Source organism: Arthrobacter sp. HY1533 (genome assembly GCF_027568515.1).
Lineage (GTDB): Bacteria > Actinomycetota > Actinomycetes > Actinomycetales > Micrococcaceae > Specibacter.
The window spans coordinates 86,285-112,702 of the sequence record NZ_JANKZF010000014.1 but is presented as its reverse complement, the minus strand read 5'-3'; the positions used below and the strand labels follow the sequence as shown (position 1 = coordinate 112,702).

The 26,418-nt window shown below is 64.7% G+C and carries 28 protein-coding genes and 1 tRNA gene; 11 read left to right on the top strand and 18 right to left on the bottom strand.

The features are described from left to right. The first annotated feature begins 54 nt into the window (after positions 1-54). The 3 genes from PCK14_RS12295 to PCK14_RS12285 are packed head-to-tail and all read left to right on the top strand — an operon-like array spanning position 55 to position 2,689. Entirely contained in the window at positions 55-780 is a 726-nt protein-coding gene (locus tag PCK14_RS12295; RefSeq protein ID WP_269938784.1) for a LytR/AlgR family response regulator transcription factor, read from the top strand. After that, positions 777-1,181: a hypothetical protein gene (locus tag PCK14_RS12290; protein WP_269938783.1), complete on the top strand. Its 405-nt coding sequence runs from the start codon at positions 777-779 to the stop codon at positions 1,179-1,181. The genes PCK14_RS12295 and PCK14_RS12290 overlap by 4 nt, the downstream gene beginning before the upstream one ends. After that, a complete protein-coding gene (locus PCK14_RS12285) occupies positions 1,178-2,689 on the top strand; it encodes a sodium/solute symporter (protein WP_269938782.1) in 1,512 nt (503 codons plus the stop codon). Before PCK14_RS12290 ends, PCK14_RS12285 begins: the two co-directional genes overlap by 4 nt. Positions 2,690-2,705: 16 nt before the next feature. Here the strand turns inward: PCK14_RS12285 and PCK14_RS12280 are convergent, their stop codons facing one another. From PCK14_RS12280 to rpsB, 6 genes are all read right to left on the bottom strand, one after another. Beyond that, positions 2,706-3,311 carry a DivIVA domain-containing protein gene (locus PCK14_RS12280; RefSeq protein ID WP_269938781.1) on the bottom strand — a complete coding sequence of 202 codons (606 nt, stop codon included), beginning with the start codon at positions 3,309-3,311 and terminating at the stop codon, positions 2,706-2,708. A 58-nt stretch (positions 3,312-3,369) separates the two neighbouring features. After that, complete coding sequence (locus PCK14_RS19365; RefSeq protein WP_442864714.1) at positions 3,370-4,839, bottom strand: phosphatidate cytidylyltransferase; 1,470 nt, start codon at positions 4,837-4,839, stop codon at positions 3,370-3,372. Continuing rightward, positions 4,839-5,396 carry a ribosome recycling factor gene (gene frr / locus PCK14_RS12270; protein ID WP_269938780.1) on the bottom strand — a complete coding sequence of 186 codons (558 nt, stop codon included), beginning with the start codon at positions 5,394-5,396 and terminating at the stop codon, positions 4,839-4,841. Before frr ends, PCK14_RS19365 begins: the two co-directional genes overlap by 1 nt. A gap of 127 nt (positions 5,397-5,523) precedes the next feature. Then, entirely contained in the window at positions 5,524-6,291 is a 768-nt protein-coding gene (gene pyrH, locus PCK14_RS12265; protein WP_269938779.1) for a UMP kinase, read from the bottom strand. 231 nt (positions 6,292-6,522) lie between these two features. Continuing rightward, entirely contained in the window at positions 6,523-7,350 is an 828-nt protein-coding gene (tsf, locus tag PCK14_RS12260; RefSeq protein WP_269938778.1) for a translation elongation factor Ts, read from the bottom strand. Between the two features lie 162 nt (positions 7,351-7,512). Continuing rightward, positions 7,513-8,352, bottom strand: coding sequence for a 30S ribosomal protein S2 (gene rpsB, locus PCK14_RS12255; RefSeq protein WP_269938777.1), 840 nt, complete (start codon positions 8,350-8,352; stop codon positions 7,513-7,515). Positions 8,353-8,758: 406 nt separating this feature from the next. On the opposite strand from rpsB, the gene PCK14_RS12250 reads away from it, so the two are divergent. Continuing rightward, positions 8,759-9,283, top strand: a complete 525-nt coding sequence (locus PCK14_RS12250; protein WP_269938776.1) for a M23 family metallopeptidase — start codon at positions 8,759-8,761, stop codon at positions 9,281-9,283. On the opposite strand, the gene PCK14_RS12245 is transcribed toward PCK14_RS12250, so the two are convergent. Together PCK14_RS12245 and PCK14_RS12240 are read right to left on the bottom strand one after the other, a co-directional pair. Beyond that, positions 9,280-10,470: an acyl-CoA dehydrogenase family protein gene (locus PCK14_RS12245; protein WP_269938775.1), complete on the bottom strand. Its 1,191-nt coding sequence runs from the start codon at positions 10,468-10,470 to the stop codon at positions 9,280-9,282. The two genes, PCK14_RS12250 and PCK14_RS12245, sit on opposite strands and share 4 nt — an antisense overlap. Before the next feature lie 158 nt (positions 10,471-10,628). Further along, entirely contained in the window at positions 10,629-10,826 is a 198-nt protein-coding gene (locus PCK14_RS12240) for a hypothetical protein (RefSeq protein WP_269938774.1), read from the bottom strand. A 549-nt stretch (positions 10,827-11,375) separates the two neighbouring features. Here PCK14_RS12240 and PCK14_RS12235 point away from each other — a divergent pair. The 6 genes from PCK14_RS12235 (at position 11,376) to PCK14_RS12215 (ending at position 16,843) form a co-directional block, all read left to right on the top strand. Further along, positions 11,376-11,990: a hypothetical protein gene (locus PCK14_RS12235; RefSeq protein ID WP_269938773.1), complete on the top strand. Its 615-nt coding sequence runs from the start codon at positions 11,376-11,378 to the stop codon at positions 11,988-11,990. Between the two features lie 107 nt (positions 11,991-12,097). Further along, positions 12,098-13,261, top strand: a complete 1,164-nt coding sequence (locus PCK14_RS12230) for a hypothetical protein (protein ID WP_269938772.1) — start codon at positions 12,098-12,100, stop codon at positions 13,259-13,261. Positions 13,262-13,397: 136 nt separating this feature from the next. Next, positions 13,398-14,363 carry a hypothetical protein gene (locus PCK14_RS12225; RefSeq protein ID WP_269938771.1) on the top strand — a complete coding sequence of 322 codons (966 nt, stop codon included), beginning with the start codon at positions 13,398-13,400 and terminating at the stop codon, positions 14,361-14,363. A 31-nt stretch (positions 14,364-14,394) separates the two neighbouring features. Beyond that, complete coding sequence (locus PCK14_RS12220; protein ID WP_269938770.1) at positions 14,395-14,934, top strand: hypothetical protein; 540 nt, start codon at positions 14,395-14,397, stop codon at positions 14,932-14,934. A gap of 145 nt (positions 14,935-15,079) precedes the next feature. Beyond that, on the top strand, positions 15,080-15,376 hold the full coding sequence (locus tag PCK14_RS19360) for a hypothetical protein (protein ID WP_442864713.1): 297 nt from the start codon (positions 15,080-15,082) through the stop codon (positions 15,374-15,376). A 354-nt stretch (positions 15,377-15,730) separates the two neighbouring features. Further along, positions 15,731-16,843, top strand: a complete 1,113-nt coding sequence (locus tag PCK14_RS12215; RefSeq protein ID WP_269938769.1) for a tyrosine-type recombinase/integrase — start codon at positions 15,731-15,733, stop codon at positions 16,841-16,843. Here PCK14_RS12215 and PCK14_RS12210 read toward each other — a convergent pair. The 5 genes from PCK14_RS12210 to PCK14_RS12190 all read right to left on the bottom strand — a co-directional run bounded on the left by PCK14_RS12210 (position 16,825) and on the right by PCK14_RS12190 (position 20,600). Beyond that, a tRNA-Ile gene (locus tag PCK14_RS12210) sits at positions 16,825-16,898 on the bottom strand. The genes PCK14_RS12215 and PCK14_RS12210 overlap by 19 nt on opposite strands. 67 nt (positions 16,899-16,965) lie before the next feature. Continuing rightward, positions 16,966-18,171 carry a glycosyltransferase gene (locus PCK14_RS12205; protein WP_269938768.1) on the bottom strand — a complete coding sequence of 402 codons (1,206 nt, stop codon included), beginning with the start codon at positions 18,169-18,171 and terminating at the stop codon, positions 16,966-16,968. A gap of 46 nt (positions 18,172-18,217) precedes the next feature. Beyond that, on the bottom strand, positions 18,218-19,114 hold the full coding sequence (locus PCK14_RS12200) for a DMT family transporter (protein ID WP_269938767.1): 897 nt from the start codon (positions 19,112-19,114) through the stop codon (positions 18,218-18,220). Continuing rightward, a complete protein-coding gene (locus tag PCK14_RS12195) occupies positions 19,111-19,734 on the bottom strand; it encodes a CDP-alcohol phosphatidyltransferase family protein (RefSeq protein ID WP_269938766.1) in 624 nt (207 codons plus the stop codon). Before PCK14_RS12195 ends, PCK14_RS12200 begins: the two co-directional genes overlap by 4 nt. A 35-nt stretch (positions 19,735-19,769) precedes the next feature. Then, positions 19,770-20,600: a phage holin family protein gene (locus PCK14_RS12190; protein WP_269938836.1), complete on the bottom strand. Its 831-nt coding sequence runs from the start codon at positions 20,598-20,600 to the stop codon at positions 19,770-19,772. A 326-nt stretch (positions 20,601-20,926) separates the two neighbouring features. Between PCK14_RS12190 and PCK14_RS12185 the strand changes: the two genes are divergently transcribed. Continuing rightward, positions 20,927-22,147, top strand: coding sequence for a multidrug effflux MFS transporter (locus tag PCK14_RS12185; RefSeq protein WP_269938765.1), 1,221 nt, complete (start codon positions 20,927-20,929; stop codon positions 22,145-22,147). 59 nt (positions 22,148-22,206) lie between these two features. Here the strand turns inward: PCK14_RS12185 and PCK14_RS12180 are convergent, their stop codons facing one another. Genes PCK14_RS12180 through PCK14_RS12160 form a run of 5 tightly spaced genes read right to left on the bottom strand, consistent with a single transcriptional unit; the run spans position 22,207 to position 26,333 of the window. Continuing rightward, positions 22,207-22,899 (bottom strand): RibD family protein, encoded by a 693-nt coding sequence (locus tag PCK14_RS12180; protein ID WP_269938764.1) that lies wholly within the window; start codon positions 22,897-22,899, stop codon positions 22,207-22,209. Further along, the gene (locus PCK14_RS12175) at positions 22,892-23,872 is read right to left on the bottom strand and encodes a lysylphosphatidylglycerol synthase transmembrane domain-containing protein (RefSeq protein ID WP_269938763.1); all 981 of its coding nucleotides are present in this window, start codon (positions 23,870-23,872) and stop codon (positions 22,892-22,894) included. The genes PCK14_RS12180 and PCK14_RS12175 overlap by 8 nt, the downstream gene beginning before the upstream one ends. A 1-nt stretch (position 23,873) precedes the next feature. Beyond that, positions 23,874-24,953 carry a glycosyltransferase family 4 protein gene (locus PCK14_RS12170; protein WP_269938762.1) on the bottom strand — a complete coding sequence of 360 codons (1,080 nt, stop codon included), beginning with the start codon at positions 24,951-24,953 and terminating at the stop codon, positions 23,874-23,876. Next, positions 24,950-25,348, bottom strand: a complete 399-nt coding sequence (locus tag PCK14_RS12165) for a 6-pyruvoyl trahydropterin synthase family protein (RefSeq protein WP_269938761.1) — start codon at positions 25,346-25,348, stop codon at positions 24,950-24,952. The genes PCK14_RS12170 and PCK14_RS12165 overlap by 4 nt, the downstream gene beginning before the upstream one ends. Before the next feature lie 4 nt (positions 25,349-25,352). Continuing rightward, positions 25,353-26,333 (bottom strand): zinc-dependent alcohol dehydrogenase, encoded by a 981-nt coding sequence (locus PCK14_RS12160; protein ID WP_269938760.1) that lies wholly within the window; start codon positions 26,331-26,333, stop codon positions 25,353-25,355. Positions 26,334-26,418: the final 85 nt, after the last annotated feature.

The window sequence follows — 26,418 nt, the reverse complement described above, 5'->3', positions numbered from 1 at the left end:
CTCCCCTTCCTCGCTGCGCTCGGATGTGGCCCCTCGGCGGTTAGGCTGGGTCACATGATCAATGTCCTTGTCGCCGACGACGAGCTGCCCGCCGTGGAGGAGCTGGCGTTCCTGCTGCGCCGGGACCCGCGCATCGGCACCATATTGCGGGCCACCAACGGCCCCGAGGCACTGGAATTATTGGCCGCCAACCCCGTGGACGCGGCCTTCCTGGACATCCACATGCCCGGGCTGTCCGGGCTCGAACTGGCCGAAATCATTGGCCGCAGCGCCAACGCCCCCGTCGTTGTTTTTGTGACCGCCGACGATGACCGCGCCCTGGAGGCCTTCGAGCTGGCCGCCGTCGACTACCTGCTCAAGCCCCTGCGCAACGAGCGGCTCACCCGCACCGTGGACCGGGTGGTAGAACTCGTTGCGCACCCGGCCCAGGCTGCCGAGGTGGAGATGATCACCGTGGACCAGGGCGGCATCAGCCGGATCATCAGGCTGGACGAGGTGAGGTTTGTCCAGGCCCAGGGCGACTATGCCAGGCTGCACACGGCCGAGGCCAGCTACCTGGTCCGCATCCCCCTGGCCGAGTTGGAGAAGCAGTGGGCGGACTCGGGCTTCATCCGCATCCACCGCTCCTACTTGGTGTGCATGGCCTTTGTCACCGGGCTGAAGCTCAGCGCCGCAAAGCCCACCGTTTCGGTGGGCAGCGCCGCCCTGCCCGTTAGCCGCCGCCACGTCACCGTGCTGCGTGAGCGGCTCGAGGCAACCAGGGTCCGGCCGCAGAAATGAGCCACCCGCCCAGCCACCCGCCCAGCGAACCACCGGCCGCGGGACGTGAGCGGGTCACCGCCCCGCGCACGCCCGCCCCGCAATTTCCGGGCCGCACCACAGTGTCCCAGGAAGTGGCCGAACAATCCGCGGTGGGCGAGGTCATGGTGCGCTCGCTCATCCGCTCGCAGCTGCGCCTGGGGCTCGTGGTGGCCTCCGGGTTCATGGCAGCGCTGCTGCTGTGCTGGGCCCTGGTGGCCTGGGTGCCCATGTTCGCCGGTTGGCTGATCCTGGGCATCCCGGCGCCGTGGATCCTGTTGGGCGTGGGCGTGTACCCGCTCATCGGCAGCTGCGCATGGCTGTATGTCCGCGCCGCCGCCAGGAATGAAAGCCGCTACCGGGACCTGGTGGACGGGCCATGAACCCGGCCATCGGCTACACCGCACTCATTGCCGTTTCGCTGGCCACCACCGCCATTGGCTTCTACGGCCTGCGGATCTCCCGCACCACGAGCGACTTCTATGTTGCCTCGCGCACCGTCAAGCCGTGGTGGAATGCCTCGGCGATCGGTGGCGAGTACCTTTCCGCGGCCAGTTTCCTGGGCATTGCGGGCCTGATCGTCATCTCCGGGGTGGACGCCCTCTGGTTCCCCATTGGCTACACCGCCGGCTACCTGATGCTGCTGTTCTTTGTGGCCGCCCCACTGCGCCGCTCCGGCGCGTACACCATCCCGGACTTTGCCGAAGCCAGGCTTGAATCGCCGGTGGCCCGCCGTGTCACAAGCGTCCTGGTGGTGGCGGTGGGCTGGTTCTACATTGTGCCGCAGCTGCACGGGGCCGCCCTGACCATCCGGACCACCACGGGCCTGCCATCGTGGGTGGGTGCGGCAGCAGTCGCGGTGGTGGTGTGCCTGACGGTGGTGACAGGCGGCATGCGCTCCATCACTTTTGTCCAGGCGTTCCAGTACTGGCTCAAGCTCACGGCCCTTGCCGTGCCTGCCATCTTCATGCTGCTCCTGCTGGCAGGCACACCGGACAGCGCCGCGCAGCTGGCCACCACCCCGCCGGCCGGCGGCATCCTTCCCCCGGCGGCCCCCGTCACGGGCGCGTCCGTGTACGGAACGCTTTCACTTATGGTGGCGCTGCTCTTTGGGACCCTGGGACTGCCCCATGTCCTGGTCCGCTTCTATACAAACCCCGACGGCGCTGCCGCCCGCCGCACCACCCTGATCGTGTTGGGCCTGCTGTCGGTCTTCTACCTTTTCCCCACGATGTACGGTGTGCTGGGACGGGCGTTCCTTCCGGGGCGGGACAGCGGCGGTTTCCCTGACGCCACGGTCCTGCTGCTTCCCGGAGCCCTGGTGGGCGGCCCGCTGGGCGACGTGCTCTCGGCGCTCGTGGTGTCCGGGGCGTTCGCGGCCTTCCTGTCCACCACCTCGGGGCTCGTGGTTTCGCTGGCGGGTGTCATCAGCCAGGACGTGCTGGGGGGAAGCGTGCGGGGGTTCCGGGTCGCGGCTGTGGTTGCCGCCGTCGTGCCGCTGGGCATTGCCCTCGTGACTGATTCCTTGGCACTGGCCGGCAGCGTGGGGCTGGTGTTTGCCTTCACAGCATCAACCATCTGCCCGCTGTTGCTGCTGGGCATCTGGTGGCGGGGCCTGACCGACGCCGGCGCCGTGGCGGGCATGCTCACGGGCGGGCTGCTGTGCGGGGCTGCGATCCTGTTCGGTTCCCAGCTGGGGCCGGAAGCGCCGTGGCGCGGGGTGCTGGTCCAGCCGGCGGCGTGGACGGTTCCGGCCGCGTTCCTGGTGGCGGTGCTGGTGTCCAGGGCAACCCGGCACCGGCGCAGCCCGTCCGTGTCGCGGTTCATGGCCAAGCTGCATGTCCCCGAACGTCCACTCGCCGTGGACGAGCCGCGGCCGCAGGGCGGCTGAGGCGCCGCGGTTGCCGCTAGTGGGTGGCGAGCGGGTCGATCGCGGCCATGAGCTCCACGACGCGGTCCAGGAAGGCGTCGACCTGGCTTTCCTCATAGCCGGCGGCACCCTTTTCGGGGGCGAAGACGGCGCGCCGGACCACGTCGACGCTGAGTTCGCCGTTGTCCTCGATGTAAACCAGCAACTCGCGGCACAGCACGTCCACGTCGTTGATGTTGTAGCTTTGGGCGCTGTTCTTGGACGGGCGGCGGAACCGCTCACCGTCGGGGCGGTGCAGGCGGGCACGCAGCACAGATGCGGTCTTGCCGATCTTGATCATCCACGCTTTTTCGCCCTCGGCCCCGATGAGGAGGTCCTTTTCGCGGAGCACAAACTCGTCCTCGATGCGGTCCATGGCCGCATCGACTGCCTGGGCGCTGTAGCCGCCGCGGGCCGGGTCGAAGGAGGCTGTGCGGACGTCGTGGCTCGTGATCGCCGGCCCGTTGGTGTCATCGTTGAGGAAGTAGGCACGGGCACGCTCGAGGAAAACGTCCACCTGCTTGACGTTGTAGCCCACTTCCTTGGGCCCAACCAGCTTGAACTTGGAGTTGGTCCGGGGTGTCTCTTCCACTGTCACAGTCATTCCTTGAACTATCGCTCGACGGGTTGCAGTACGGTGCCGGGCACCGCGGTCCTGGCCGCTAGAACCGGCCCAATACGGTGAAGATTGCGTATGCCACCGGGGCGGCAAACAAGATTGAATCGAGGCGGTCCATGACGCCGCCGTGTCCCGGAAGCAGGTTGCTCATGTCCTTGACACCCAGTTCACGCTTGACCATGGACTCGGCGAAGTCTCCGCCCGTGCCGGCCAGGACCATGCCGATGGCCAGTGCCAGGCCCACCCACCAGTGCTGATCCAGCAGGAAAACGGTGGCGGGAATGGCCACCAGGGTGGCCCCGCCTAGGGAACCGGCAAAGCCCTCCCATGACTTCTTGGGGCTGATCTTCGGCGCCATGGGGTGCTTGCCGAACAAGACCCCCACCAGGTAGCCGAAGGTGTCGTTGGCAACCACCAGCAGCAGCATGATCAAGACCTGAACCACGCCGGGGTTGATGTGGCCCAGGTCCAGTGTCAGGCCCGTGGTGGGTCCGTGGTCTGCCCGGAGCATGAGGAAGACAAAGCTGAGCAGGAACGGGATCCACATGAGTGTGAACACACCGGAGAGGATGCTCTTGACCGCTCCGGGTGCAGGGTCCAGCGACCGCCACAGCACGGTTGCGCCTGCGCTGGCGACGAGGGCAAACAGCAGCCCTTCGGCTCCGGCGAAGTAGGCGGAGGCGGGCATGGCCAGCGCACCGACCATGACGGGGGTGAGCGGGGCCTTGATGCCCTTGCTGCCGATGGCGCGGTTGACTTCCCACACCCCGGCACAGACAAACGCGGTGGCCACGGCAACGAATGCCACGGGATAAAACAGCAGGGAACCCATGACCAGCACCAGCAGGCCCACGCCCACGCTGATGGCCGCGGGCAGGTCGCGGCCGGCCTTGGGCGTCCGGGGTGGCTTGCCGGCGGTGGCGGCATCGGGCATGACAGCGATGGGGCCCTGGGCGACGGGAACCACGGGCAGGCCCGTGACATTCAGGGCCGAAACCGGCTTGGGTGCGGCCCCCTCCCCCGCGGCAAAGTCGTCGACTTCCTCGAAGGATTCTTCGCTGATGGACTCGTCGTTGCCGGATGCCACGGGGCCGGGTGCCACAGGGCTGGATGCCTTCTCCGCTGCGGGCTGAACCTCGGTGGCAGCCGGAAGACCGGCTGCAGCCGCTTCCTCGGACTTCCCGGCTGAGGATTCCCCGCCAGGCTTCTGCTCCGTTGCCGTCTCGGCCCCAGCAGTCTTGGCGGCGGGCACCGTGGAGGTGCCGGCGTCGTCCTTGTCCTTGGGGGCGGACGCACCAGTTCCAGCCTCGGCAGCCGTTTCGGCCGCGGGGGCCTGCGCCGCCTGGTCCTTTTTGGGCACGATGATGGGGATCATGCCCGTGAGCTCCGCCTGGCGGCGGGCCTTGCGGGAGGGGAACTGGTAGTCGTCAGGTGCTTGCTTGGGAGCCTGCCCTGGATTTGGCTCGGCCGGCTCCGCAGGGGAACCGGCCGGCTTGTTTTTGGGGGCCTTCATTAGACCTCGAGAAGCTCGACTTCCTTGCGCTTGAGCAGCTCATCGATGTTGTCCACGTGCGACTTGGTCATGGCGTCCAGTTCCTTCTCGGCACGCGAACCCTCGTCCTCGCCGGCGTCGCCGTCCTTGACGGACTTGTCCAGCTGCTCCTTGGCCTTGCGGCGGATGTTGCGCACGGAGATCTTGGCGTCTTCACCCTTGGTGCGGACCAGCTTGACGTATTCCTTGCGGCGTTCCTGGGTCAGCTCCGGCATGATGATGCGGATAACGTTGCCGTCGTTGGAGGGGTTGGCGCCCACCTCGGAGGAACTCAGGGCGCGCTCAATGTCGTGCATGGCCGTCTTGTCGAACGGGGTGATGAGCAGGGTGCGGGCCTCCGGCACGGAGAAGGCGGCCAGCTGCTGCAGCGGGGTCGGGGAGCCGTAGTACTCCACCATGACCTTGTGGAACATGGCGGGGTTGGCACGGCCTGTGCGGACCGCTGAGAATTCCTCTTTGGCTACCTCAATGGCCTTGTCCATCTTTTCCTCGGCCTCGAGCAAAGTATCTTCGATCACGCGTCTCTCCCTGAAATATATGACTACAAACTATTCCGCGGCATGCGCCTGCGGCAATTCTGACACCATCCTACCGTGCGGTACCCCCGGACCGGGGCCAGCCACACGGGCCCCGGTTTCGCGGATGCTACGGGGTGACGAGTGTGCCGAGTTCCTCACCGAGGATGGCACGGGCAACGTTGCCTTCACCCTCCATGCCGAAGACCAGCATGGTGACATTGTTGTCCTTGCACAGGCTGAAGGCGGTCTGGTCCATGACGCGGATGTCGCGGGCCATGGCCTCGTCGTAGCTGAGGTGGTCGAGCTTGACGGCCGTGGGGTCCTTCTTGGGGTCTGCCGTGTAGACGCCGTCAACACCGTTCTTTGCCATGAGCACCACATCGGCGTGGACTTCCAGGGCGCGCTGGGCGGCAACGGTGTCGGTGGAGAAGTAGGGCAGGCCCGCGCCGGCACCAAAGATGACCACGCGGCTCTTCTCCAGGTGGCGGATGGCGCGCCGCGGAATGTAGGCCTCGGCAACCTGGCCCATGGTGATGGCGCTCTGGACGCGGGTGTCTACGCCGGCCTGTTCCAGGAAGTCCTGCAGGGCCAGGCAGTTCATGACGGTGCCCAGCATGCCCATGTAGTCGGCGCGTGAACGGTCCATGCCGGAGGCGGAGAGCTCGGCGCCGCGGAAGAAGTTGCCGCCGCCAACCACAATGGCCACCTCAACCGTGTCCACGGTGCTGGCGATCTGCTTGGCGATGCCGCGGATGGTCTCGGGGTCGACGCCGAGCTTGCCAGCTCCAAAGACCTCGCCGGAAAGCTTGAGCAGCACACGACGGCGCCGTCCGGCTCCCGCTGCTGGTTCAGCTGCAGTGGTGGTGGGCTCGGTCTGCGAAGTGTTCGAGGTCATGGTGCCTTCCGTGGGTGCCGGCTGCCGTCCGCCGCGTCGGGGATCGGTCCGGGGCCATTTGCCGTTGTGCTGGGGTGCGGTATTCCGCCGGGCCGGGGCCAGTTGAAAAGGGTGCGCCTAAATCTTATCCGACGATGGACGCAAAGAAGGGGCAACCGCAGTTGGCGGCCACCCCTTCTTCGTCACATCGCCTCAGGCCACCGGGGCGGCCTGGGTTGCGAAGTGTTGTACTTACGCGCCCACGCGGAAGCGTGCGAAGGCAACAGGCTTGACGCCTGCTTCTTCCAGAACAACGCCGACGCTCTTCTTGGCGTCCTTGGCGAATGCCTGGTCAACCAGGACGATCTCCTTGAAGAAGCCGGTCAGGCGGCCTTCAACGATCTTGGTCATGGCGGCTTCCGGCTTGCCCTCTGCCTGTGCGGTTTCGGTGGCGATGCGGCGTTCGCTTTCAACGACGTCTGCAGCAACCTCGTCGCGGGTCAGGAACGTCGGGGACATGGCGGCGATGTGCACGGCCACGTCGTGTGCGACTTCCTGGTTGTCGCCATCAACGGCGAACAGCACGCCAACCTGGGCCGGGAGGTCCTTGGAGGTCTTGTGCAGGTAAGCGTCAACAGTTGCACCCTCGATGCGTGCAATGCGGCGGATGGCAACCTTTTCGCCCAAGAGTGCACCGGCTTCGATGACAACCTCGGACATGGGCTTGCCGTCAACGTCAACAGCCAGCAGGGTCTCAACATCGGCTGCACCGGAGGACAGCGCGGTTGCGAGAACCTTGTTGGAGAATTCGATGAAGGGGGCAGCCTTGGCAACGAAGTCAGTTTCGCAGTTGACCTCAACCATGACGCCAACGCCGTTTTCAACGGCAGCGGCAACCAGGCCCTCGGCGGTGGAGCGGCCTTCACGCTTCGTGGCACCCTTGAGGCCCTTGATGCGGATGAGCTCCATGGCCTTGTCGGCGTCGCCGTTTGCCTCGTCGAGAGCCTTCTTGACGTCCATCATGCCAGCGCCCGTGCGCTCGCGCAGAGCCTTAATATCAGCGGCGGTGTAGTTCGCCATGTGAACCCCTCAGTGTAGATGTTTGAGTATGCAAATCAGTTTTAGGCCAGTTCTGGCAGGACCGCTGTGCCTTGTGGGCGGCGCGATCCTGCCAGCATCTGGTTCCTGGGTGGCGGACTGCCCGGGATTGCTCCCTGGGCGGGGTCCGCGAGGAAAAGTTTTTTACTTCTCGGTTGCAGCTTCTGCGGCAGCTTCGGCCGGAGCCTCAACAGCGGCTTCAACAGCAGCTTCAGCGGCGGGTGCCTCGAGGAGCTCGCGCTCCCACTCAGCCAGCGGCTCAGCCGGAGCTTCTTCGTTGCCGGTTGCCTTGTTGTTGCGAGCGATCAGGCCCTCTGCAACTGCATCAGCGATCACGCGGGTCAGCAGCGCAACGGAGCGGATGGCGTCGTCGTTGCCCGGGATCGGGAAATCAACTTCGTCGGGGTTGCAGTTGGAGTCCAGGATGGCCACAACGGGGATGTTCAGCTTGTGTGCCTCGTCGATGGCGAGGTGTTCCTTCGGGGTGTCAACAACCCAGAGCACGGACGGTGCCTTGGTCAGGTTGCGGATACCACCGAGGTTGGTCTGCAGCTTGGTGAGTTCACGCTTGAGGAGCAGGAGCTCCTTCTTGGTGTGGCCCGAGGAAGCAACGTCTTCGAAGTTGATCTCTTCGAGTTCCTTCATGCGGGAGATACGCTTGGAAACCGTCTGGAAGTTGGTGAGCATACCGCCCAACCAGCGCTGGTTCACGTAGGGCTGGCCAACGCGGGTAGCCTGCTCGGCAATTGCTTCCTGAGCCTGCTTCTTGGTACCGACGAAGAGAACGGTGCCGCCGTGTGCAACGGTGGCCTTTACGAACTCGTAGGCGCGGTCAATGAAGGACAGTGACTGCTGCAGGTCGATGATGTAGATGCCGTTGCGCTCCGTGAGGATGAATCGCTTCATCTTCGGGTTCCAACGACGGGTCTGGTGTCCAAAGTGGACGCCGCTGTCAAGCAGCTGGCGCATAGTTACGACGGGCATGCCGGCGCTCCTTCTAGTTAGTTTTACGGTTCGATCAGCCTTGGTTCCGTGCCGGTTGCCCGGTGGTTCCGTTGCTCCTGGCACCCATTGTGCATTCCATCAACCGCCGTGAGGCGGACCGCATGGACACAATCCATCCGCAGGATTCAAGAAGATTCTCGAATTCCTCATCAGGTGGGGTGCGCGTAGTCAGCGTGCACACGGCACACTGCTCTTTCAATGTTACTACAGGCGGGCAACGGCGGCTGACCACAACCGCTCCCCCACAGGCCGTTCCACCCATGGGCTTGTCCACAACTTGCCCGGGGCACCTCCCCGCGGGGCCTTCAGGGGCGCATTGTTGGGCATGGGCTACATACTGGACTACTTACGCTGTCACCCGCGGGGGCATTTGCTGGGTGCGCTCTTGCTGGTCCTTGCGCTCCTGCCGGGTCCCGCCACTTCCCCCGTGGCCGCGGCACCCCTCCCCCTCCCTGCGACGCTCGCTTGGGGCTGGCCGCTGGCCGGGCGCCCGCGGGTGGTGAATGTCTTTGACCCGCCGGCCAAGCCGTGGCTTTCTGGCCACCGCGGCGTTGACCTGGCCGCTGAACAAGGCGCCGCAGTGCTGGCTCCGACGGCCGGCGTGGTGGCGTTCTCCGGCAACGTGGTCGACCGGCCGGTGCTGACCATTGCCGTGGCAGGCGGTTTGCGGCTCAGTTTTGAACCGGTCCTCTCGCGCCTCAAGGCGGGCGACACGGTGGCCCGGGGCCAGGATATTGGCAAGGTGGCAGGTCCCACACACTGCAGGGACCCGGCCGGGGACGGCTCCTGCCTGCACTGGGGCGTGCGGCGCGGGGAGGACTACCTTGATCCGCTGCAGTTCATCCTGGACCTGCGGCCGTCGGTCCTGCTGCCCTTGACCAACCAACCCGCAGCAGGGCGCCGGGATTAGACGATGGCGGAGATGCCCGTGATGGCGCGACCCGTGACGAGGGTGTTGATCTCGTAGGTGCCCTCATAGGAGTAGATGGCCTCGGCGTCGGCAAAGATCTTGGCCATCTCGTAGTCGGTGACAATGCCGTTGCCGCCCAGGATGCTCCGGCCCATGGCGACCGTCTCGCGCATGCGGGACGTGGTGAAGGCCTTGGCCAGGGCGGACTGCTCGTCCTTCGCCTGGCCCAGGTCCTCCAGCTGGGACAGACGCACCATCATGCCCATGGAGGCCACGGTGTTGCCGAGCATTTTCACCAGCTGGTCCTGCACCATTTGGAAGGAGGCGATGGGCCGGCCGAACTGGTGGCGCTCCACGGCGTAGCGGCGGGCAACGTCGAATGCGGCCATCTGCTGGCCCACGGCCTGCCACGCCACGGCCAGGCGGGTGACCTTCAGGACCTTGTTGGTGTCGCGGAAGCTGTTGCCGCCGGCGAGCTTGTGGCTGTGCGGGACAACCACGTTTTCGAGGGTGATGTCGGCATTCTGCACAGTGCGCAGGGCAGTCTTGTTCTCGATCTTCGTGGCACTGTAGCCCGGCAGGGTGGTGTCCACGAGGAAGGCCTTGACCTGGTTGTCGGCGACGTCGCGGGCGTAGATGACAACCCAGTCGGAGAACGTTGCGTTGCCAATCCATCGCTTGGCGCCGTTGATGATCCAATTCTCGCCGTCCCGCACGGCAGTGGTGCGGGTGCCGCCGGCAACGTCGGAGCCGCCGAGGGGTTCGGTCAGGCCGAAGGCGCCGATCTTCTTCATGGCGTAGATGTCCGGGAGCCAAGCGGCCTTTTGCTCCTCGGAAGCCAGGGCTTCGATGGAGCCGGTGAACAGGCCGTCATGCACGCCCATGAACGTGGCGATGGAGGCGTCGGCCCGGGTGAATTCGGCATGGGCCAGTCCGGCAAACAGGCTCGAGTAACCCTGACGGTGGACGGGGCTCATGATGTCCAGCGCGGCAAGCTTGGGGATGATCTCCATGGGGAACTCGCCGCGGTTCCAGCAGTCGGTGGCGATCGGCTTGACCTCCTTGGCCAGGAAGTCGCGGATTTCCTGCAGGCGTTCGCGCTCGGCTTCGGAGAGCATCTGCTCAAATCCATAGAAGTCGCCGTCGGCGTAGGGGAGGTTGTTCGGGTCTGCGGCAGCCTTGGACACGGGAATTCCTTTGCTTGTCTTCATCATTGAACAGTGACCGTTCGGCCCAGCACCAAACATGTTACTGGTCAGTAACTTACCGCATCTTGTGTGGCGAAGGCAACATTGCCGGATCCCGCGGGCGGCACGCGCACCCGCGGCGGACGGCGCTGCGGCCGTCAGTCCCCGGGCTGTCCGTTGCTCACGGTCCCCGCGCGGCCCCCGGCCACGTCATCCTCCGGGGGCTCCGCGGCAGTGCCCGTGGCGGACCCTTCACACATGATGTCCAGGCGCGAGCGTTCCGGCATGGGGTCGTCGGCGATGATGTGCCGCTCAATCCATTGCCGAAAACGGGCACGCGCGTTGTTCCAAAACATGGGCTGAATCCTTCAAGAATGTCGAGGTGCCAATTCTCTCCGATGAACTGCCACGGCGTCCCGGAAATTGCGGGCATTGTGACAGGCCGAATATGACGGATTTGTCACAGCCAACGTGCCCGTTGGCGAACAACCTCCGCTTCCGGCCCAAAGCAAAAGTGCCCCCGGCCTGCGTTTCCGCAGGCCGGGGGCGTCCCGAATCTTGCAGCCGTGCGACATCCAGCCAGCAATCTTGTCGAGACGGCAGCCGGAAAGTCAGGGACGATCGTTAGCCGCGACGGTAACTGTCGGCCTCTGGGCTGCGTTGAGACAACGTCGGTAGCTAGTAGCCAGGTTCTAGGCAGCAACCGCCGCATCGCTTCCTGTAGCCACCTGCTCAATTTATGGCTATGCACGGCATACTCTGGCTTTCACTGTGTGTGTTCCGCGCGCCCGCGCCAATCCGGTGAAACGATGCCACAACTTGTATTCTTTTTGGAGTTCATTTATTTATATGTTGCAGTGTCCGCCAAGTCTGGGTGCTGCGTGGCCATTCGAGAGGCGGACGTAGTGAACGCAACACATTCGCTTGATGTCCTGACTCAAGTTGCCCAGGACAAGAACGGCTGGTCTACCCGATATCTTCAGCGGCGCACTGAGAACCTCGCACTGGATATGAAGCACTCGAACTTCTCGCGGCTGAAGAACCAGGAGCTCATCTCAATCAAGGGCAACGTCATCCACGCCCTTGCAGAAGTCGTCCGGGTCCCGGTTCAGAGAGTTGTCCAGGGCGCCATGGCCAGTATGGGAGCCGAGGGGCAGGCCGTACGGCCGGCGCTCGAAGATGTGGTCCGCGATTCGCAGGAGTTCAGCGCTCTGGACCGACAAATCATCCAAGGTTTCGTGGACACGATTCGAACTCTTGACGCTACAAATCAAGAGGAGGCGGCAGCCAATCCCACCCATATGAACCAGGCAGGGAACGCCCCTGCCAACCCCAAGGGCAAGAAGGTCCCGTATGTGTATCCCCCGCCCACCCTGGATGCCGACGAGTTCGGCCGCGTGCCACTGCCGGCCAACCATTGCGAACTGGCAGCAAGCGGCCATCCGAACCTTGGCGCCGAACAAGACGCCCGAGCCCGCGAGCGCGGCGAAGAATCACAAGACACAAAGCACGACAACTAGACCAACCCGCGGGCGCTGCTCGCATCGTAACCGATTGGGGAATGAGAATGACGGACTATAGGCTGCCAGGTCCTGAGAATGGTTGGGCGAACGTCGATGCTGTAGGCATGTTCTACCACCAGGCGAACATCGCGAAGGTCATTGGCGGGAAACCTCCGGTAGGCCAAAGCATCGAAATGAATGTCGATGCTCAGCTAGTCCCTGAGCCGGACAACCCCCATGGAACTCATGCCATCTCTGTCAGGGTCAACGGACGAATCATTGCCTACATTTCGAAAGACGACGACGCCAGTTACTGGAACGATATTGGTCGTATCGCGGCCAGCGGCCACACAGCGGTAACCACCGCCCGTATTTGGGCCAGCACGCAACGGCCTTGGGACGGTCGGGGCGCGAACAAGTTCGAGTCCCGTGTCACGCTGGTCCTTCGGGAGCCAAATCTACTCACCCCTATCAACAACGCCCCAACGGGTACTTACTCGGTGTTGCCCTGGGGCGGTGGACTGCAGGTCATCAAAGAAGAAAATCACTTTGATGTTCTTTTCAACTATGTGCCGCCCTCTGGAGTGGGCATGCTCTTACTGACGATGCACCGCGGCATCAACCGCCTCAAGAACGGAACTGAGAAACAATTCATTGAAGTTCGGCTGGAAGGCGAACGCGTAGGCGAATTGAGCGGCGCCACCTCGGGTCACTACTTGCCCGTCGTTGAACACATGGAGACCATGAATGTATTGCCCGTTGCTTGGGCAACCATCAAGGGATCTGCTCTCGCAGCTCAGTTGACCCTTCAAGCGGCGAAATCCACGGAAATCCCCGACGAGTGGATCATCGGTCCGGCGACCACCGTTCCCAAATTCGTGCCGCACTCAGACAGCTACACAATCCCGCCCACATACCAAGGTGAGCTTCCAACGCCAGCAGCCGCCGGACGACCGCCAACTGCCACCATCTCTACTCCTTCCTCCTTCCGAGCCGCACCGCAGGCATCAGCGCCCGCCGCCGGACAACCGAAGGTCAAACGCGGGACCGTTCCCACTGACGAGCACCGGAAATCCAGCCCCACTATGCACAGGCTGGCCGGCGTCAGCATGATCATCCTGGGTGTACTGCTCGGGGGCATCCTCGCGCTCATACCAGGCATAGGCCCACTGCTCTGCATCGGCGTCATCTGGCTCGGCATCTACGGCAACATCGTCCGCCGGCGGATAGCTAAGACCTTGGAGGCCGAGGCCAGCAGCGGCCAAGGCACTCAGCCAAGCAGCCGCTAAGGCCCTCGACACCCAGAAAGACGCCCGCGCCCGCAAGCGCGGCCAAGAAACACAAGAACCGAGCACGACAACTAACAACCAGCTGCGAGCGTTGCTCGCACAATGATTTGGGGGCGCAACAATGCCTAGAAGAACAATGACCTATCAGTCGATCATGATCCGTGAATCTCGGACCGATAGGTGGTTTTCACTGGACGACATCCAGGGCCTGAACGTTTTGGACGAATTCGAGCGCTGGCTTAAGGGCCTCCCTATCGAACACTTCAAAGACTCAGCCAAGAAAACGTACGGCAAGAAGCCAGATGTCAAACGGCGAAACCGTATCGTGATGGCAAAAATGCGTACCGGCAGCTACGGAACAGTCGGAGACGAAGTTGTGGATACCGCGACACACGGAACGGCCTACACAACCAAGGAGTTGGATGCACAGACGGTCGAAACCCGGAGCGCACTCCTGATACCACCGGGCTCGACTGTGGCTCTATTCTTCGCAGAAAAACAAGGCCATTCGGGTTGCGGTCCTTTGATCCTGCCGTCGTTTGTTGGACACCTCAAATCGATGGTCTCGGGAAAGATATCCAAGACGACCGGGAAACCGCTCTCTCTTGTCGTAGACACCGAGACAGTGGTTTCGCCTGATTCGTGGCTAGCTCTGGCGAAATTGGAATCAGTGACGGCAACTGTCTACGACTACTCACCGGACATAGCCGATGACTCGTCAACTACTTCCACACTGATGAACTACAGCTCGACTCTCACGCCGATCAAAGGCGAGAGGTGGCTTCCAAGCAAAATCAAGGACATCGTTCGCGGGAAAAAGTTGGAAGGTGTCACGGATCTCGGCTTCCCTGACGATCTCAACTATGACGAGATGGAGATGCGGCTGAGCGATGGTGAACGCACCAAGACCATGGTTGTGGACAAAGATCGAACGCCCGGAATACGCGTGCTCCTGAACGACTACGGCGAATCTTCTCTGGGAATGTCAGCCCTGATCGGTATGATCGACGAAGAGGCAAAGGGCTTCTACGAGCGACGTAGCCTCGACTGGAAATACGAGTGGACGCGCAAGCTTCCTAAGCCTGTCACAGCGACACGATAGTAGTACTTGGCTGACTAGAGGGAGGCCGATCATGAGTTCGAAGATCAACATATTTCCCATCGTTCGGGATCATTTTGGAACGCTAAGAAACGCCGCTACCGGCCGACTGTCCCCAATGGATTTCATCGTTCATGTCGGTATACCGATCGCAGCCGGAATTGCGTCATGGTGGCCCCTGGGTTTTGAGCTCACAAACGCTCACGCGAACATGGTTGCGGCCCTGGCCATCGTTTTCGGTTTCTCCTTCGCCGTAACCGTCTTCGTTTTCCAGCTTCGGATGCAGATGGCTGAGATGCAAATTTCCTCGGAGAAGCGCACTGTTGCTGCAATCGCCCCACAGATAGATACACGCGCACCGGCACTTGTTAATCAATTGTTTAGCAACTGCCTATACGCCGTTGTGCTCAGCGGCTTTGCGACGCTCTTGACTGCAGTGGCAGGCCCGCTGAAATTTGGACAGGCCGCCGATAGCATTTTGATCGCTATCATTTTGCACCTGCTAATGGTCCTGCTGATGTGTTTCAAGCGACTTAACGCCGCATATTTCAGAGTGTCTTCACTCGTTTCATAGCCGAAATTGCCAGAGCCTCCCCCTGGGATCATCGAATGTTTGATCCTCGGAGGGGGCGCTTCGGCGGCTGACACACATCCACATCAGTCCTATTCGCCTGTCGGATGGCCTGCCTGGGCGGACGGATGGCCTCCGGGTCATCTGGTTGGACAACCGTCTTCAGCAAGACGAGCGGCGATGCGCTGTAACCCACGAGCTCGTACACCTGGAACGTGGCCACGATGGTTGCCAAGAGCCGAGCATTGAATACGAGGTCTGCACTGAAGCCGCGCGCCGACTCATCCCCATAGACACCCACTGCGCGCATGCCGCCTGGGCCACCAGCGACCACGAGCTGGCAGAGGAACTATGGGTAACTCCGCAAGTCGTGACCGACCGATTGCAATCCCTCACACCCGAAGAGACGGCACAGCTGGCTCTCGTGGAGCACCAAACCCGCTGACCTCCGGGCAGCCACTTTCGAATCGAGACGCACCATTGTCAAGGCCAACACCTAGGGAGAAGGTAATATCCCTACAAAACCAGCGACGGTCGGTGGCGGTCCGAAGTCGCCGTCGGCTGGACCGCCGCCGGCAAGCCCAAGAAACTGATCATCTTCGCACCCACCCGAGCCGAGTGCGCCACCAAACTCCGGGCCTCTCTCGGCGCCAAGGACGACGGCTCCCTGGTCTCAGGCAATGTCCCCACATTCATCCAATGGATGGACTACTGGCTGGCCAGCATCGCCGCCATCAGGGTCAGGCCCCACACACTGGTCGGGTACCGAACCTAGTTCCGCAAAGGGGTGGTCGGCACCATGGCGGCCCTCGTCCCGCTGGACCAGCTCCGTACCGAACACATCGAAGAACTCCGCGCCAACATGCGGGCCGCCAAGATGTCGGAAACCTCGGTCACCCAACTGCACCGCATCGTCTCCCGCGCCCTCACCATGGCCGAACGCCGCGGTCGCATCGGCATCAACCCCGCCGGCCGCCTCGACGCCCCCACCCCTGCCCACTACTCCCCCTCAGTGCTGTCTATGGATGATGCCCGCCGCCTTATCCAGGCCGCGAGCGCAGCTCCGGACGGCGCCCGCTGGATTGTTGCACTGGCGCTCGGCCTGCGGCAGGGAGAGCGACTGAGCCTCGTCTGGCCGGACATGAAGCTGAACACTGGCAAAGTCTGGATTACGCGGGAGCTGTACCGCCTTCCGGACAAGCACGGCTGCGCCGAGGTGAAGAACGCCCCCTCAGGCGGCCGTCGCACCCACTGGTGCCCCGCAAAGCACTCGGGTGGCATCTTTTACCGCCCACCTAAAACGGAGGCGGGAAAACGGCACCTGGCGCTTCCGGCCCAGATCGTTGATGTCATCACCGCCCATAAGGACCGACAAGATCTCGCCCGGCTGCAGACTGGTGACAGCTGGAGAGGGTTCACCTCAGCCAACGGCGAGCTCGTAGATCTCGTCTTCTACCAGGACAACGGGCGTTCCGTGGATTCCCGAAAGGACTGGGGCGATTGGAAGAAGTTCCTGGAGCAGGCCGACGTGCCCTCACTGCGAATGCAAGATGCCCGGCACACAGCCGCCACAGTCTTGCTGCGGCTGATGGGCGTGGACGGAAGGGTCGTCATGGAGATGATTGGTTGGTCCCAGTCCTCCATGCTCAAGCGTTACCAGCACGTACTGACTAAAATGAAGAAGGACGCTGCCGCGAAGATGTCGGACGCACTCTGGGCCCCGCCTGCCCCAGGCCACAGCCGCACCGGCCGTTGCTTATGTGGTGGACTTCGCTGCTCGGCGCGCCGCGCGGGACATGAAACGCGGCTAACTCCCACCAAATCTCCCACCAAAGCCAAGAAAGCCGCAGGCCAGAAACCCTCGAAAGGGCTTCTGACCTGCGGCTTGACATGTAGGGCCACTCGGACTTGAACCGAGGACCTTAGGATTATGAGTCCCGCGCTCTAACCAGCTGAGCTATGGCCCCATGCAGGCGCTTTGGCCCGGCAACGGTCACCGGGAAAAGCACTCCTGCAATCTTAGTGGAACTTTTCCTAAACGGCGTGATCCTCGTAGCTGCCGCCACGATAAATGTCCTCGAAGGTGTCCAGCGTCTTGGCGAGCCCGTGGCGGGCCACCATGGAGTGGCTGGCGGCACCCATGGCCGCACGGTCCTCCGGGGAGAGTTCCATGATGGTGGTGATCTTCTCGGCGAGGTCGTCACTGTCGTTCGGCTTGAACAGGTAGCCGTTGACGCCGTCCTCCACCAGGTGCGGCAGGGCCATGGCGTTGGCCAGGACCACGGGGGTTGAGGCGCTCATGGCCTCAAGCGTCACCAGTGACTGCAGCTCGGCCGTGCCCGGCATGACGAAGAGGTCGGCCTTGAGGTAGACGTCGCGCAGTTCCTCATCGCTGACCAGCCCGGTGAAACTGACGCGGGAAGACAGGCCGAGCTTCTCTGCCTGTGCCTTCAGCGCCGACTTCACCTCGCCGCCGCCCACCACCACCAGGTGCAGGTCCAGCTCCGCGGGAGTCTTGGCTATGGCGTCGATGAGGACGTCAATGTGCTTTTCCTCCGCCAGGCGGCCCACGAATGCCACTGTGGGGTGCGGGTACTTCTGCAGGACCTCTCCCTCGGCGAGTTCGTAGTTGCCCACCTCGATGCCGTTGGACAGCGGCAGGACCTTGCGCAGGAACGCGTGCTGGTGCATGGCCTTGGCGGCCAGCGGTGTGGGTGTGGTGACCACGTCGGCCCGGCTCATGACCTTGCCCATGTCGCGCCAGGAAACCCGGCCCACAATGTTCTTGAACCACTGCGGGAATGGCAGGAACGGGTTCAGGTTTTCGGGCATGAAGTGGTTGGTGGCCACAATGCGGATGCCACGCTTTTGGGCCTCGTAGACCACGTGCTCACCGATCATGTAGTGGCTCTGGACGTGGACAACGTCGGGCTTGATGACGTCAAAGAGCGCCGCAATGTCCTTCTTGATTTCCCAGGGCAGGCAGATCCGGAAGTATTCGTGTGTGGGAACCGGGCGGGAGCGCAGGCGGTGCACGGTGGCCTCCGGCCGTGTCTCCGTGTACATGGGCCCACCGTCGGGGCGGAACGACATGACGTGGACGTTGTGGCCCCTGCCCGTCATGCCCGTTGCCAGCCGGAAGCAGAACTGCGCCGCGCCGTTGATGTGGGGCGGGTAGGTGTCGGCGGCAATCAAGATGGTGAGCGGCTTTTGGCCGCTGTCACTCGCAGAGGGTGTCACGGGTAAAACTCCTGGTGGCTACTTGGATGGCCCACGGGCCGTTTGCTTAGGCTGCACTTTTCTTGGCAGCTCGACGCCGCTTGACCACGTCCGGATGGTGCCGGGACAAGGCGATCACCCCCACGATAGCAAGGATGGCAGCCCCGGCCATGGCAATTGCCACCACCGGCGGCACGTCGTCGCGCAGTTCGTTCAGAATCGTGATTCCAATCGCGATGCCCACAATGGGGTCAATCACTGTCAGCCCGGCAATGACCAGGTCCGGGGGGCCGCTGGCATAGGCGCTCTGCACAAACCAGCTGCCCAGCCCGCCGGCAACTGCAATGGCGATGATCGAATACCACTGCACATTGAGCAGGAACAGGCCGTTGGGGTCAAAGATCTGCTTGGAAATGATGCGGGTCAGCACGGCCACAAAACCGAACAGCATGCCCGATCCCATGATGTAGAAAAACGACTTCAGGTGCCGCTTGAACAGCACCAGTGCCCCGCCGAAGAAGATGACCACAACTGTCAGCAGCAGCACCACCGTCAGCTCCTCCTCGACAGTGACGTGAGTATTTTCACTCACCACGTTCACTGCCATGAGGACAAACAAGGCGCTGCCGGCCACACAAGCCGTGATGGAAAGCACCGTGGCCCGGTTGAGCCGGATGCCCTGGTCGCGGGAGTTAACAATGGTGGTGATGACCAGGGCAATGGCGCCAATGGGCTGGACCACTGTCAGGGTGCCCAGCGTCAGGGCCACCACGTTCAGGGCCATGCCAACACCCAGCAGCACCAGGCCCAGCACCCAGCGGGGATTGGTCAGCAGGCGCACAAAGCCGGAACCGCCCAGCGCCAGGCCGCCTGTGTTGTTCTTGACGGCGCTGCCCTGCCGCTGTGCGCCAAAGGCGAGAAAGAAGGCACCCGCCACCGCGCACACCACGGCCAGCCACATCATGGGCGGCCCTGGATGTCGCCGGCCGGCCCCGCGGCGGGCAGGTGAAGTTCACGGTGCTTGGCCAGGACAGCCACCAGGTACTGGGCGAAGGCGATGACATGCATGACCATGCCGGCGCCCAGGATCGCCCACGCCAGCCAGAAGGCGAAGCCGGAATCCGTCGCCTTGGCCAGCAGCAGCAACGGCGTGCCCACCATGAGCGCGGCCGTGCGGGTTTTGCCCAACATGGTGACCTTGAGCCCGGCATCGCCACGGAAGAAGTACAGCGTCACTGCCAGCAGGACGACGTCGGGCACCAGCAGGAGCAGCAGCAGCCACAGCGGCAGGATCTTGGCCACCACCAGCGTGATGATGACGGCAACAAGTGCCACACGGTCTGCGAGCGGGTCCATGATCCGCCCCAGTTGGGAGGTCTGGTTGAGCCTGCGCGCCACGAATCCGTCGATCCAGTCGGTGCAGCCCATCATGGCCAGGACAAAAACTCCCCAGCCGTACTCGTGGCGGGCCAGCACGAGCCACACAAAAAGGGGCGTGCCAAGGAACCGCACAATGGTGATGATGTTGGGGACGGTGAAGACCGCTGTGGAGTAATCGGTCGGTGAACCGGAACTGCCGGACATCTGCCCCACCCCTGTCTTTGGTCTGCCGTGCGGAATTATTTCTTCATCAACTTTCGCAGCAGCACAAGGAATGCCACCGCCGACACGGCGAATGCCGCCAACGGCTTCCAGCGTTCCTTGATGGTTTCCGCCGCCTGCCCGGCGGCTCCTGCCGCTGCCTGGCCCACGGTTTCGCGGGCCTTGTCCTTGGCGGCGTCGAGCGCGTGAACCGTCAATTTCTTCACATCAGCCTCTGCCACGATTTCCTCGCGAATCTTCAGCAGGTGTTCGCGGCGGGCTGCGGTGCGGGCGATCAGCTCGGTTTCGGTGGCCTTGGGGCCCTGGGCGGCCTCCTTGGCGTTGTGCTCGGCGATGGCCCGCGCCTTGGCCTCGGCGGCCTCGGCCTTGCGTGCCTTCTTCTCCTCGCGGCTCAGCTCTTCCTTCTCCAGGGTGGCCGGGTCAAAGTCAAGGCCGAGCTTGGCAATGCCGAGGTCGTGCCGGATGCCGCGGGTGGCGTTTTCGGGCAGCAGCGGCAGCAGGGCCTTGAACTTGCGGTACGCCACGAAGGCGCTGATGCCGATGACCAGGAGCATGGCCCCGCAGATGATCAGGGCTGAGAGCCACAGGGGCAGGACGGTGCCGAGTCCGGCAATGGCGGCAACCACCAGGGCGATGACCAGCAGTGCCATGAATACCAGGGCAACACCGGCGAAGGCTGCAACGCCGCCCAGGCGGGCCTTCTTGTGCTCAAGTTCGAGCTTGGCCAGGGCAATTTCGTCGTTGACCTGGCGGGGAACCAGCCGGGCCGCGGTCTTGACCGTTTCCACCAGCGCGGCGACCCCGTCCCCCGTGTTTTCACCCGCCGCGACATGCAGTTCCTTGTGCATATCCGTCACTGAGACCGCCTCCATAATGAGGGTCCGTGCAGAATGCGTAAAGATCCGCACGAACCCGAAATCTTTGTAGCGCCCTCACCCAGCGGCACAACCGTAAACTCAAAATTACCACCCATCGCCGGGGGCGCGGTCCGTCCTGGGCCGGGGCGAGGTTGCGGAATAGTAAAGGCCGCATGTGAGTTGTTGGCCGATGGACGCCAAATTTGCACAGGGCGCCCTGCCTTGGCCTGCCATGACCACCTAACATGATCCAAGGGGTTGTCCCCACAAGGGCTTTCCTGCACCGCGCGCACACCACATTCTTGAGGACTCCTTACTTGACCACCACCGTTCACCCCGGCGACGCCCTGTCGCGCCGGCAGAAACTGATCTACGTCCTGGTGCTGGGGCTGCTGACCGCCCTGGGCCCGTTCACCATTGACCTGTACCTGCCAGCCTTCCCGATTATTGAACAGGAGATGGGCATCACGGCCACGGCCGTGCAGCTGACCCTGACAGCCACCACGATCGGTTTCGCCGCCGGCCAGCTGGTGGTTGGCCCGTTCAGCGACAAGTTCGGCCGGCGCATGCCACTCATTTTGGCAACTGCGCTGCACGTGGGCGCATCGATCGGCGCTGCCATGTCCACCGACATCACCATGCTGGGCGTGTTCCGCGTGCTTCAGGGCATTGGCGCGGCCGGTGGCGGCGTGGTTGCCATGGCCATGATCCGTGACCTCTTTGCCGGTTACCGCCTGGTGAAGATGCTCTCCTACATGTCCCTGGTCAACGGCATGGCCCCGATTCTTGCACCCGTGATTGGCTCACAGCTGCTGGGCATCATGGACTGGCCCGGCATCTTCTGGTTCCTTGCCGGCTACGGCGCCCTGGTCGTGCTGGCCACCTCCGTTTTCATCATTGAGACCCTGCCGCGCGAAAAGCGGCATTCCGACGGCGTGCGGGTCGCCGACAGGTACAAGGCGGTGTTCAGCGACCGGATCTTTGTGGGCACCTTGTTTGTTGGTGGCTTTAACTTTGCCGCCCTGTTCACCTACCTGTCGGCGTCCACCTTCCTGTTCCAGAACACGTTCGCCTTTACCCCGCAGCAGTATGGCTTCTTGTTTGCCGTGAATTCCCTGGGCGTTGTTTCAGGTGTGCAGATTGCCTCGCGGATCATGCGCCACACCGGTCCGCAGTGGGTCATTGCATGGGCCACCGTGGCCCAGGTGGCTGCGGCTGTCGCGATGGTGGTGTTTGACCAGCTTGGCTTTGGCCTGTGGGGTGTCATGGTGCCGCTGTGGTTCTTCATCTGCGCCACGGGCTTCATGTTCCCCTCGGTGCAGGTCATGGGCCTGGCCCGCAACGGCAAGCAGGCCGGCACCGCGGCCTCGCTCCTCGGCGCCGTGACGTTCGGCTTCGCCGGCCTGATCACCCCCGTGGTCGGCTTCGTGGGCGTCACCACGTCAACGCCCATGGGCCTGATCATGGGATCGTGCAGCCTGTTGGCCATGGTCGCCCTGTGGGTCATTGTCAGGCCGCGCACCGTGCCGAAACTGTAGCCAACGGCGCGGGCCTGCGCACTGCGCAGGCCCGCGCCTTTTTGCTTAATTGGACGGGCTCAGGGTCCTTCGAACCGCCCCGACAGGGCATAGCGCAGCAGCACGGCGTCGCCCATGGGCAGGGCCTGGACAAGGGTGGCGGGCCGCTCGGCGGTCCAGGGGAACACGCCGTCGAACACCAGGCGCGGGGCCTGGGCATCGCCCACGAAGAACGGGGCCACCACCAGCTGGAGTTCGTCGGCCAGCCCCTCGGCCAGGAACTGGGTCAGGATGCTCTGGCCGCCCTCCACCATGAGGCGCCGCACGCCGCGGGCATGGAGGTCCTCGCTCAGGCCGGCCATCCACACGCGCTCCCCGCCGTCCACCACTGTGGCCAGCGCGCCGAGCCGCACCCTGGCAGCAGCCACGCAGGCGCTCGTGCAGTAGACGATCCGGCCGGCCTCCCCTGCGGTGAAGAATCCCGCGTCCGGGTCAAGCCGACCGCCGCCGGTCACCGTGACCTTCAGGGGCGACGGCGGCAGCCCCCGCTCCGCCCGGCGCCCCCGCCGTGAACCGCTGCGCACCAGCAGGCGCGGGTTGTCGCCCCGGATGGTTCCGGCGCCCACCATGATCGCGTCGCAGGAGGCCCGGACGGCGTCCACCCGGTCAAAGTCCGCGTCGTTGGAGAGCAGCAGGCGCTCACTCGTGGCGTCGTCAATGTGCCCGTCGATCGACATCGCGGCGCTGAGCAGCGTGTAGGGGCGTTCAGCCATGCCGCACTCCCCCGGCGGCGCCCGGCCCGCCATGGACCGCCGCCCGGCCCCGCGCACGGCCCCGGCGAAGCCAGCCGGCCAGCAGCACGGCGGCCCCCGGCAGGCAGGCGGCCAGCGACAGCACGCCATAGACGACGGCGGCACTGACCCCTTGCGCGGCACCCAGGCCGGCAGCCATGAAAGCCCACGCCGCGGCACCCTCCCGCGGACCCCAGCCGGCAATGCTGGCGGGAACCGACATGGCCAGCAGCACGAACATGGCCAGCGGCAGCAGCTGCGTGGCCGTGGCGGCTGTCCCGGCGGATCCGGCCGCAATGACGAAGATGGCGGTGTACCCGGCCACGGCTCCGGCAGAGGCCAGCACAATGCCCGGCGCGGTGCGGCACTGCAGCAGGCCGTGGCGCAGATCGGAGGCCACGGCAGGCAGGACGCGTGCCCACCACCGTGCACCGGACCGCGGCGGCCACAGGACAAGGGCGGCCACGGCGGCCGCAAGGGCCAGCAAAACCCAGGCCAGGGCTGCTCCGACGCCGTGCAGCGGGGACGGCAGGAAAGTCAGCACCAGCACGGCCAGCAGCAGCTGCACGGCCTGTCCGGCAGCGCGGTCCCACGCCACGGCCCGCAGCCCTGCGCCAACGTCCCCGTCGCGGCTGCCCTGGTCAACGCCGCGGTGGACGTCGCCCAGGATCCCGCCGGGCAGAACGGAATTCAGGAACTGCGAGCGGTAGTAGGCCGCCACGGCGGGCCAGTAGGGAAAGTTCCGGCCCAGCCCCCGGGCCACAAGCTGCCAGCGCCAGGCACAGCACAGGGTGGTGCCCAGGGTGATCACCATGGCGGCAGCCACGGCCCGGGCGTCCACGGCCATGATGCCGTCAATGAAGGGCCCCGAGCCGAGCTTCCAGAGCAGGGCCGCCAGCACGGCGGCACCCGCCAAGGCCTGCAGCCAGCCCAGCAGCACCCTCCTCCCCGGCATGTCAGTGCCGAACTGTCTCGGTGCGGGCGGCGGCCAGAAAGGACAGCAGCCCGGCCAGTGCAACGGCGGCGTCGTCCCAGTCCGGCAGGATGTCCCGTCGATCCAGGGCAGCTGCACGCAGGGAGTGCCGCAGGGCAGCGTCCCCGAGCCAGCGGCGAAGTGCGGCGGCCAGCGCGGAGGCGTCGCCGGGCGGCACCAGCAGGCCCGGCACCGTGCCCAGGGAGCTGTGTCCCAGGGCCTCCGGCACGCCGCCCGTGTTGCTGGCAATGACCGGGAGACCATGCGCCTGGGCCTCGGCCACCACCATGCCATAGCTTTCCTGCCGGGAGGCCAGGACCAGGGCGTCCGAGGCTGCGTAGCTGCGGCCAAGCTCCGCCCGGGTGAGCGGCCCCAGCCAGTGCAGCCGCCCCGCAATGCCGGCATCGCTGGCCTGCCGGCGCAGTTTCTCCATCAGGCCCGCCTCCATGTCCGTTGCACCGGCAAAGGTGCAGCTCCAGTCGAGCCCGGCCACAGCGGCCAGCGCATCGATCAGCACGTCGTGGCCCTTGTTGGCCGTCACGGCCGCGGCGCACAGCAGCACCCCGCCGCCCGGTGTTCCGGGCGCCACCGGCCCCCTGTCCGTGCCGGGCTCCAGGACCAGGATGTCCCCGTGCGCGATCCCGTGCCGGGACACGATCAGCTCGCGGGTCCAGGCACTCGTGGTGACCACGGCTGCCGCCTGGCGCAGTGCCGCACGTTCGCGGGCAAGCCTCGGACCGGCGTCGTCCGCGGAAGCCAGCAGCATGTGCACCAGCACCACAAGCCGCAGCCTGCCTGCCGTGGCGGCCGGGACGGCGCTGGCCAGTGCAACCAGGCTGTCCAGGAGCACCACGGCCCCGTCCGGCAGGCCTGCCAGCAGCCGCGGGAGCGCCCCGGCGTCGCACGGTGCGGGGCTGGGCCAATTGCCGGGCAAGGGGTGTTCCACGATGCGCCAGCCCAGGCCGGCCAGTGCCGTGGCGATCCGCCGGTCAAAGTGGTTGCCGCCGCTGGGCCGTGCCGGGTTGTCGATGCCCGCGGGGACCACCAGGTGCAGAGTTGTCACAGGGCACGCTCGTAGCTGGCCCAGGCGATGTGCGACTCGCGCAGGGTCACCTTGATGCCGGCCAGCCCTGACGCGCCGGGGCCGAATGCGCCGGCGTGGATTCGCGCGGCGAGGCGGTCCGCAACTGTCTTGGCGAGCACCTCGGTGGTGGTGTTGATGCCGGCGAACTCTGCGTCCTCGTCCAGGTTGCGGTAGCCCAGTGCTTCCGCGATGGAGCGCAGCTCGGCTGCGGCGGCGCCGATGTCGACCACTGTGCCGTTGGCGTCGAGCTCCTCCCGGGTGAACGTTGCATCGATGATGTAGGTGGCCCCGTGCAACCGCTGGGCCGGGCCGAACGCCTCGCCGTTGAAGCTGTGGGCGATCATCATGTGGTCGCGGACGCTCACGCTGAACATGGCATCACCTTGTCGTTCCGGTCGGGGCTGGGTTGTCGGGGACGGCTGTGCCGTAGGAGATGGTGTGGCACAGGGCTTCCAGCCGTCCGTCGGCGAGCCTGGCCATGACGCCCGGCAGTTCGCTGAAGGTGGAGGTGCCCGTGGTGAGGGCGTCAAAGGCCGGGTCGCGCAGCAGTTCCAGCGCGAGCTCCAGGCGCCTGCCCGGGGTGCGGTTGCGCCGCCTTGCCGGGGCCACCGACCCCACCTGGCTGGAGCGGATGGCGAGCCGCGAGGGGTGGAAGCTGCCGCCCAGGTTGATGGTGGCGGGGGCGTCGCCGTACCAGCTCAGCTCAATGACTTCCCCCTCGGGCGCCAGCCGGTCAAGGCACAGTTGGAGCCCGGCGGAGGTGCCGCTGGTGTGGAAGGCGAGGTCCCAGCCCTCCGGCCCGCCGGCGTCGTCCGGCAGCGAAAAGCCCGCCCCCATGGCGGCAGCCACTTTTGCCTTGGCCGGGTCCACGTCCACGAGCTCCACCGCAACTCCGGGGATGCCGGCCAGCAGCCGGGCCACGGCGCACCCCACCATGCCGGCGCCCACCACCCCGACCCTGTCTCCCACCAGCGGCGCCGCATCCCACAGGGCATTGACGGCCGTCTCCACGGTTCCGGCGAGCACGGCGCGGCGGGCGGGGACGCCGTCGGGCACCACATGGACGGCGGATTGCGGCACCACATAGGCGCTTTGGTGCGGGAAGAGGCAAAACACTGTGCGGCCCAGCAGCTCCGCCGGCCCCAGCTCCACCGTGCCCACGTTGAGGTAGCCGTATTTGACGGGGCCGGGAAAGTTGCCGGCCTGGAACGGGGCCCGCATGGCCTCCCGCTGCCCGGCCGGGACGCCGCCGCGGTGGACCAGCAGTTCACTGGCCCGGCTGATGCCGCTGAACAGGGTGCGGACCAGGACCTGCCCGGGTTCCGGCTCGGCCAGCCTCTCGGCGCGGATCAACCCCATGTCTGGCTCCTGAAGCCAGTAGGCAAGGGCATCACGGTCCACTGGGCTCACATCCCTGGCTCGGATTCACGGGTTCAGCCCCGCA